Annotated in this window: 8 protein-coding genes; 2 read left to right on the top strand and 6 right to left on the bottom strand. The window is 73.7% G+C overall.

What is annotated here, in order from left to right; all coding sequences use genetic code 11:
- From GTW43_RS11215 to GTW43_RS11230, 4 genes are all read right to left on the bottom strand, one after another.
- Positions 1 to 671: creatininase family protein (locus tag GTW43_RS11215; RefSeq protein ID WP_161301507.1), on the bottom strand; the 671-nt coding region annotated here is incomplete at its 3' end.
- On the bottom strand, positions 671 to 1,387 hold the full coding sequence (locus GTW43_RS11220) for a GntR family transcriptional regulator (RefSeq protein ID WP_161301508.1): 717 nt from the start codon (positions 1,385 to 1,387) through the stop codon (positions 671 to 673). The genes GTW43_RS11215 and GTW43_RS11220, both read right to left, overlap by 1 nt.
- Before the next feature lie 112 nt (positions 1,388 to 1,499).
- Complete coding sequence (gene rpmF / locus GTW43_RS11225) at positions 1,500 to 1,670, bottom strand: 50S ribosomal protein L32 (protein ID WP_161301509.1); 171 nt, start codon at positions 1,668 to 1,670, stop codon at positions 1,500 to 1,502.
- Positions 1,671 to 1,726: 56 nt separating this feature from the next.
- On the bottom strand, positions 1,727 to 2,881 hold the full coding sequence (locus GTW43_RS11230; protein WP_161301510.1) for a GTP-binding protein: 1,155 nt from the start codon (positions 2,879 to 2,881) through the stop codon (positions 1,727 to 1,729).
- A 171-nt stretch (positions 2,882 to 3,052) separates the two neighbouring features.
- Between GTW43_RS11230 and rpmB the strand changes: the two genes are divergently transcribed.
- Together rpmB and rpsN are read left to right on the top strand one after the other, a co-directional pair.
- A complete protein-coding gene (gene rpmB / locus GTW43_RS11235; protein WP_161301511.1) occupies positions 3,053 to 3,289 on the top strand; it encodes a 50S ribosomal protein L28 in 237 nt (78 codons plus the stop codon).
- On the top strand, positions 3,289 to 3,594 hold the full coding sequence (gene rpsN / locus GTW43_RS11240; RefSeq protein ID WP_161301512.1) for a 30S ribosomal protein S14: 306 nt from the start codon (positions 3,289 to 3,291) through the stop codon (positions 3,592 to 3,594). The genes rpmB and rpsN overlap by 1 nt, the downstream gene beginning before the upstream one ends.
- 75 nt (positions 3,595 to 3,669) lie before the next feature.
- Here rpsN and GTW43_RS11245 read toward each other — a convergent pair whose 3' ends face one another.
- Positions 3,670 to 5,010 (bottom strand): lipase family protein, encoded by a 1,341-nt coding sequence (locus tag GTW43_RS11245; RefSeq protein ID WP_161301513.1) that lies wholly within the window; start codon positions 5,008 to 5,010, stop codon positions 3,670 to 3,672.
- Between the two features lie 181 nt (positions 5,011 to 5,191).
- Positions 5,192 to 7,159, bottom strand: a complete 1,968-nt coding sequence (locus GTW43_RS11250) for a heparinase II/III family protein (protein ID WP_161301514.1) — start codon at positions 7,157 to 7,159, stop codon at positions 5,192 to 5,194.
- Between the last annotated feature and the right edge of the window lie 207 nt (positions 7,160 to 7,366).

The raw sequence follows: 7,366 nt of genomic DNA on the forward strand, positions 1-7,366 counted from the left end.
AGGGTGAGGGAGGGCTGGCCGAAGGTGCGGGCGAGCCGGGCGACGGGCTTGAGCCCGTCCAGGGACGTGGATCCGGCCGTCAGCCGGTCCCGGTGCACCAACTCGGGCGCCAGGTGCAGCATCTGGGCGGTCTCGGCCTCGCCGCTGTGTCCGTGGACCTCGCTGACGTCCATGCCCGCCACCACGGCCGAGGCGAGCGAGGTGACCGGGGACCAGGCGAACTGCACGTCGGGGCGCGCGACGAGCAGGTCCTGCGCGACGGTGGTGAGCGCCGCGTTGTTCCCGCCGTGCCCGGTCAGTACGAGGAACCGGCGCCAGCCGTGCCGGTGCAGACTGTCCACGTACTCGCGCACGACCGTGGCGAAGGTCGTGGTCGTCAGCGTCACGGTGCCGGCGAAGGCCATGTGGTGCGGCGACACCCCGACCGGGAGCGGGGGGCCGATGACGACGCGTCCGGCGAGCTGCGCGCCCACCAGATCCGCGATCCGCTCGGCCCGCACGGTGTCGGTCGCGATCGGCATGCCGGGACCGTGCTGTTCGTAGGCGCCCGCGGGGATGATGACGACGGGCGCCCGGTGCACCGCCTCCGCGGCCTCGTCGGTCGTCAACTCGGCCAGTCGCAGCGGCTTCCGGTGCTGCGGAGCGGACTCGGGCTGCCGGGACTCGGTCATCAGCGGCCACCGTCGCTCTCGTCGTGCGCGTCGCTGTCGGGGAAGTCCGCGGCGAGCACGGCGTCCCGGATGGCGCCGAGGTGGTCGCGGGTGATCTGCTCGGCCGCCCCGGGATCGCCGTCCCGGACGGCGTCGAGGATCTGCAGGTGCTCGGCGTGGTCGCGCTCGCGGTCGTTGTAGCGGTGCCGGATCTCGACCTGGTCGCGGGCGCGGACCTGGAGGAGCGCCTCGACGGTCTCCTTGAGCAGGGCGTTCCCGCTGGCCGTGGCGAGGGCGACGTGGAAGTGCACCGAGCGGCGCACCGACTCCTCCGGCGGGAACAGCGCGTTGGCCGCCGCGTACTCCAACTGCTCGACGGCGGCGGGCAGCCGGATCCGCGCCGCCTCGGCCGCGACGGCCGGCTCCACGACCAGACGCGCCTCGACCAGCTCGAGCACGGACTGCCGGGTGCTGCGCGGCCGGTGCGGATTGACGAGCAGCCGCCGCTCGATGCCCGGCCCCACGTACGTCCCCGACCCGTGCCGGAACTCGACGACCTGCATGGCCTCCAGGCGCCGCAGGGCCTCGCGCACGGTCGGCGTGGTCACCTCGAAGCGCCGGGCCAGCTCGCGCGAGGAGGCCAGGGCGTCACCGGGGGCGAGCCGCTCGGTACGGATGATCTCGACGATGTCGTCCGCGAGGCGTTCGGAGAGGGAGGGCTGATCCGCGTAACTCATAAAGTGAATAGATCACTTGATCTCTGCGGGTGTCAATGGCCGTGCACCACCCGGATCCCGGCCCGCGGATTCAGCCCTGCGCGTGCAGCCCTGCGCGTGCAGGACTACACGGTCAGCCCTCGGGGCGGAGCAGCCCGCGCTCGTACGCCCTCCTCAGGTGCTGCGGCACGCGGTACGTGACGCCGTCGACCGTGACGGGCACGAGCGCCGGAGCGGTCGCACGCCACCGGGCCCGCCGGTGACGGGTGTTGCTGCGGGACGTCCTGCGCTTGGGGACAGCCATGGATCAGGCCCTTCTCGGGAGTGTGGTGCGGTTCGGCGGGACAGGAGTGGCAGGGATCAGGCGACGGGGTCGAGCAGGGCGTCGAAGCCGGTGGGCCGGGGCAGCGCCGCGGGCCCTGACGCCAGTTCGGCGTCGGTCAGCAGGCAGGCCTCGAGCAGCGAGAGCAGTTCCGCCCGGTCGAGGCCGGGAGAGGTGAAGACGAGGTGCTGGCAGCGGTCCCCGTGCTCCGGGTGCCAGGCGAGCGCGGCCGCGGTGCGGCGCTCGGCCGGCATCATCTCCCAGGCCGCGTCCGGCAGTGCGGCCATCCAGGGCCCGGCGTTCTCCACGCACAGCGCGCCCCCGGCGGCGTCCCAGGCCAGCAGGGTGTCGGGCCGGTCCGCGAGCCAGAACCGGCCCCGGCTGCGGGCGGCGGCGCAGCACAGATCCTCCAGCGCCTCGAAGAGGCGACCGGCGTGGAACGGGCGGCGGCGCTCCCAGACGAGCGTGCCGACGCCCGACTCGTCGCAGTCGTGGGGCAGGCGGGCGCACGCCGGATGCTGCGCCGCCGCGGCCGCGCCCACGTCGAACCCGCCTCGCAGGACGACCGTGCCCAACCGGCCCGATCCCACCGGCACTCGGGTCGCGGTCGGATGCAACTGGCGCAGGAGCGCGAGGTCGTCGGCGTCGGCCCCGGGGCTGTCGGTGACCGCGAGGACGGGCGCGTACTCCAGCTGGCGCGCGAAGGTGTCGGCCACCGTGCGCCGGTCCGTGGCGGCCGCGGCGAGCCCCACCTCGGCGAGGTCGTCGCCGTTGGACAGGCACGGCAGGACCAGGGCGGGGTCGACGGCGGTCAGGACGTTGACCAGCCGGAAGCCGGCGTCACCGTGCGCGGCGACCACCTCGGCCATCGCGCGCGGCTCCACGGAGTCCCACAGCTCGACGACCGCGAGGCGGGTCAGCCCGGCATCCGCAAGCCGCTCCAGTTCGGGGACCAGGTCCTCGCGCAGGGCGCAGCAGGCGCAGTCGTTCACGAGGGGTGTCTCGCCCCGGGAGAGCTCGCCCGTGGCGTCGCGCACGCCGCGGTGCACGGTGCCGGCCGGGCCGGCGGACAGGTCGTGGTGCAGGGCGACGCTTCCCGGTACGTCGCGCAGGAGTTGTCCGACGGCGGCGCGGCGGGCGTCGGCGTGCAGCCCGGCGACGATCACCACGGGCATCGGCGCCTCGGGGCTCATCGCGGACCGCCGTCGGCGCGGGGCCCGGTGCGGGGCCCGGTGTGGAGTCCGGTGTGCATGGGTGTGCTCCTCGGCGTCGGGGGTGGAGGGCGGCCGGGTGCGGCCGTGGGGGTAGCATACGACAATGATATCCATTATCGGTAAGCCGATGAAGAGAAAGGCGGCACCCGTATGTCCGCTCACTGCCAGTTGACCGGCGCCCGGCCGGGCTTCGGCAAGAAGATCTCCCACTCGCACCGGCGCACGTCACGCCGGTTCGACCCGAACATCCAGAACAAGCGCTACTGGCTGCCCGGTGAGGGGCGTCACGTGCGGCTCCGGCTGAGCGCGCGGGCCGTGAAGACCGTGGACGTCATCGGCGTCGAGGCGGCGGTCGCCCGGATCCGGGCCCGCGGGGAGCGTGTCTGATGGCGAAGAAGAGCAAGATCGCGAAGAACGAGCAGCGCAAGCGCATCGTGGCGCGTCATGCCCGGCGCCGCGCGGAACTGAAGGCCGTCATCGCGTCCCCGGCCGCCACGGCGGAGGAGCGGACGAAGGCGCTGGCGGAACTCCGCCGCCAGCCGCGGGACGCGAGCGCGACCCGGGTGCGCAACCGTGACAGCGTGGACGGCCGGCCGCGCGGCCACCTGCGGAAGTTCGGCCTCTCGCGCGTGAGGGTGCGTCAGGAGGCGCATGCCGGTCATCTGCCCGGGGTGACCAAGTCCTCCTGGTAGAACGCGCGGTGGCGTGGGGCGGCACCAGGGTGACGCCCCACGCCGTGCGGGCGGGACGGCGTGCGTCCCGCACGGTCAGCGAGTGGTCGCGACCTCCGGGGCGAGCGAGTTGCCCGCGGGGATCCGGCCGCAGTCCGACGGCGGCGTCTTGCCCGCGAACCTGTCGCCCAGCCAGCTCAGGGCGGTCGGCGCCCACGGTACGGCCGCGCCGACGTGGCTGAGCAGGTTGTACTGCTGGTACTTGATGGACGTGTTGCCCTTGTCGCAGTACTGCCGCGCGAGCGTGCGCACGTCGCCGGCGACCATGACGCCGTCGCCCCGCCCGATGCCCGGCAGGTTGCTGAGGGTTCCCTCGAACACGCCGCCGTTGCCCTGGGCGATGTACCCGGGGGCCGTCGGGGTGGCGGCCGAGCCGAGGTTGAGCTTGTTCACGGCGTCCACGAAGGCCGGAACCGAGTTGGGGTCGGCGTACTGCGGCTTGACCAGCTTCTTCCACGTCAGGCCCGGGTACTGGCCCAGGACGTTGATGATCGAGGCGTGCTCGAGCTTCTTGAACACCTCTTCGCCGTAGCTGTTCAGGTAGGGCGCGAAGTCGATGTCGTAGGCGCGGGCGGCGCCGATGACGGCCATCGGGGCGACCCCGGCCCAGACCGAACTGCCGCTGATGTACTTGAGGTTGTGGGCCGGGTCGACGAGCAGGCCGCCCTCGGCGAAGCCGACCAGCCGCTTGTTCACGTCCGGTGCGTAGCTCGGGGCGAGAACGGCCGCCCAGTGCGTGGCGATGGCCCCGCCGGAGTAGCCCGCGAGCCCGAACCGGGTCCGGTCGTCGATCCCCGTCCCCGGGGCCCGGCTCGCGGCCCGGATCGAGTCCAGGGTGTTCGTCCCGTACTCGGGGCCCGCCGCGAAGTCCGCGCTCTGGCCCTGGCTGTCGGGGATGACGACGTTGTAGCCCGCGAGCAGCAGCGGCGCCAGGAGCAGCGACTCGCCGTTCGGGACCAGACCGCCGAGGGAGACGTCGCCGGCGATGGCGCGCGACGGGGAGTCCGCGGGGTTCAGCGAGTCGTAGAACGACTGGTACGAGACCGCCTTGGTCCCGTCCGCGCCCGGGCTGCGCACGATCGAGGTGACCCCCGCGGACGGACGGCCCTGCGCGTCCTCGGTGCGGAACAGCAGCTGCGTCGCCTTGACGGGGGTGGGGATGCCCAGCACGTGGTACTGCAGCGTGCGGGTCTTGAGCACGTCGCCCGGTGCGTACGAGGACAGCGGCTCGCTGCCGTCGTAGGTGTAGAACGAGTCGTCCGCCGCGACGCGCGACGCGGCCGCGGGTGCCGCCGCGGCCGTTGCCGCGGGCAGGGCGGTGACGGCCAGGACAGTGGCGACTGCGGTGGCCAGTGATCCGATTGCGGTGCGGTGCATGGTGTCCTCGGATTCGCCTCGTGGAGCGTGGGGGAAGCAGGGGTGTACCTGTCGGTAACAGCGCCGAAAGTTACCAACTGGTACAGCAATTGACCAGAGTTCTAACAAGCTTCCGCTCCTGGCGGGCCGCCGGACGATGCGGCCGGGCGGTGGGACGGCTCGGCCGCACGCGCCGGAACGATCACATCCGCTCGGGGGCCGGATCCACCGTCAGCGTGTGTGTGCCGGTCGCCGTGGGGCGGTCGGCGGTCAGGACGAGGCGGTGGATCCGCGGCCCCCATACGCGGACGAACGCAGGGTCGCTGAGCTGCACCGTCTCGACGGACGCGGTGAACGCCGCGGCGTCCCAGCCCAGGCGCAGTCCCCGTCCGGCCGACGGCGTGACGACCGCCGATCCGCCGCCCTCCGCGAGGACGACCTCGGCGCCGGCCAGGAGGTGCAGCGCCAGCGCGCCGGGTGGGGCCGGGCACTCCCAGGCGTCGATGATCTCGATCCGCCCGTCGGGAGCCGTGTCACGGTGGAGACGGAACGTGCGCCGCCAGTGCGTCAGCCCCGCCTCGGGCGGATAGGCCGCCGCGATGTCACCGGCCAGTTCGTCGAGCATGGCGTCGTGCCGGTGCGTGACGTCGGTGGCCCGGAACGCCGCGCCGGGCCGCTGGCCGTGCCCGTTCACGACGGGCAGGTTGTGGAACTCGCTGGTCATCGACCAGATTCCGTAGCGCTCGGGGCTGAAGGTCTCCCGGCGGTACGTGCCGACACCCGCGTCGACGATCAGCGGCCGGGCGTCGAGCGCGACGATGAAGCTGCCGACGTCGTTGTGGTTGTGGCTCTCGTCGTTGTGTCCGGCCTTCGCTGCCAGCAGCAGACCGCGCTCGGTGCCGGAGGTGGCGCGGGAGACGAGAACCTGGGTGTCGGGCAGCCACCTGTGCGCGGGGAGCGGGAAGTCCGCGGGCGCCGCCGACCGCCAGTCGGGGTCGAAGAGCGCGTCCGTGACGCGCCGCAGGTCGAACGGGCCGTCCGGTGCGGGGAGCGCGGCGTCGGCCGTTCCGCGCAGCGCGCGGGCGTGGGCACACACCTCGGGCTGGGCCGTGCGCCGGCCGTAGCGGTGCAGGAGCGCGGGCCACGTCTCGCGCGGACGCGCGGGGCCGTCCGCGAAGTTGACCGCCCAGCCCGCGCCGATCCATGTGGTCAGGGGGTACTGCGCGAGGGCCCGGACCAGGGGCAGGCCGAAGACGTCAGGACCCGTGCCGAGGAGCGACGTGAGCGTCTCCAGGCACTCGAACACGCTGGCCCCCGCGCGCCACCAGTAGTGCGGCCCCTCGTCGCAGCCGCCGTCCGCCGGCTGCGCCGCCAGGTAGGTGTCCAGGCCCTGGACGATGCGGTCGACGAGCGCGCACCGGACGGCGTCCGACTCCACCGTCAGCGCGGTGGCCAGCAGCAGCTCGGAGTGGATCCATGGATTCCAGTTGTTCAGCTTCGCGGTCGACCCGTCGTACCAGCCCCAGTCGTCGCGTTCCAGGTACGGGCGCAGGACCCGGGCGGAGACCTCGTGCCGCAGCCGTCGGCGCACCAACGGGTCGATCAGGTCGAGTTCGTCGCCCACGATCGCGTCGGTGAGCGCCAGGAGCACCGCCGTCATCGAGGCGCCGAGGTCCAGTGTGGGGTGCTCCGGGTCCGGCAGGAGCCCGGGAGCGCGGCCGTGCGAGCCGAGCACCCGGAAGTCGTGGGCCGGGAGCACCCAGCTGGTCTCCTCGCACAACGCCCAGACCCCGTCCAGGACGTCGTCCAGCAGACCGGCCCGCAGGTCCTGCGCAGCGCCCGGCAGGGCTCCCGCGGACACGGTGGCGAGGGCCACCGCGGGTACGGCGCGGCCCAGCCGTTCGCGCCGGGCGGCGGCCGGGCCCTGGTAGGCGGACCGGTCGCCGTCGCGGGCGAAGCGCGCGAACAGAGAGGCAGGGAGCGCCGGCCACGGCTGGCCCCGCGTCGCCGCGGCCGACCCGATGACGAGGTCGCGGGTCTCCGGGCCGACGGACGACCACGCGTCGGAGTCGGCGGCGGGCGGCACGGGACTCCACGCGCCGATCGCGGGCATGCGTGCGGCGACCAGGGCGGGCGGGAACAGGTCGGTGAGCCGGGAGGATCCGGGCATGCTGCAACTCCGGGGGAGAGGAGAGGTACCGAGGGGAGAAGTAGGGAGAGGCCGGTGGGCACGGGGCGCCGCGGGCAGGGGAGAGCGAGCCCCGGGGCACGCCGCGCGGGTGCCCCGGGAAGCGCGGGGACTCGGGCTCCTCAGCCGAGCAGCAGCGACCGGGGCTGCGCGGACAGCGTGCGGTCCAGGACCAGGGCCGCGGCGCCA

This window comes from Streptomyces sp. SID5785, from assembly GCF_009870065.1.
In the GTDB taxonomy this organism is placed as follows: Bacteria; Actinomycetota; Actinomycetes; order Streptomycetales; family Streptomycetaceae; genus Streptomyces.

Bases quoted from the DNA above. Each gene is read 5' to 3' on its own strand.
- GTW43_RS11250 (WP_161301514.1), bottom strand. From the start codon at position 7,159: ATGCCCGGATCCTCCCGGCTCACCGACCTGTTCCCGCCCGCCCTGGTC.
- GTW43_RS11245 (WP_161301513.1), bottom strand. From the start codon at position 5,010: ATGCACCGCACCGCAATCGGATCACTGGCCACCGCAGTCGCCACTGTC.
- rpmF (WP_161301509.1), bottom strand. From the start codon at position 1,670: ATGGCTGTCCCCAAGCGCAGGACGTCCCGCAGCAACACCCGTCACCGG.
- GTW43_RS11230 (WP_161301510.1), bottom strand. From the start codon at position 2,881: ATGAGCCCCGAGGCGCCGATGCCCGTGGTGATCGTCGCCGGGCTGCAC.
- GTW43_RS11220 (WP_161301508.1), bottom strand. From the start codon at position 1,387: ATGAGTTACGCGGATCAGCCCTCCCTCTCCGAACGCCTCGCGGACGAC.
- rpmB (WP_161301511.1), top strand. From the start codon at position 3,053: ATGTCCGCTCACTGCCAGTTGACCGGCGCCCGGCCGGGCTTCGGCAAG.
- rpsN (WP_161301512.1), top strand. From the start codon at position 3,289: ATGGCGAAGAAGAGCAAGATCGCGAAGAACGAGCAGCGCAAGCGCATC.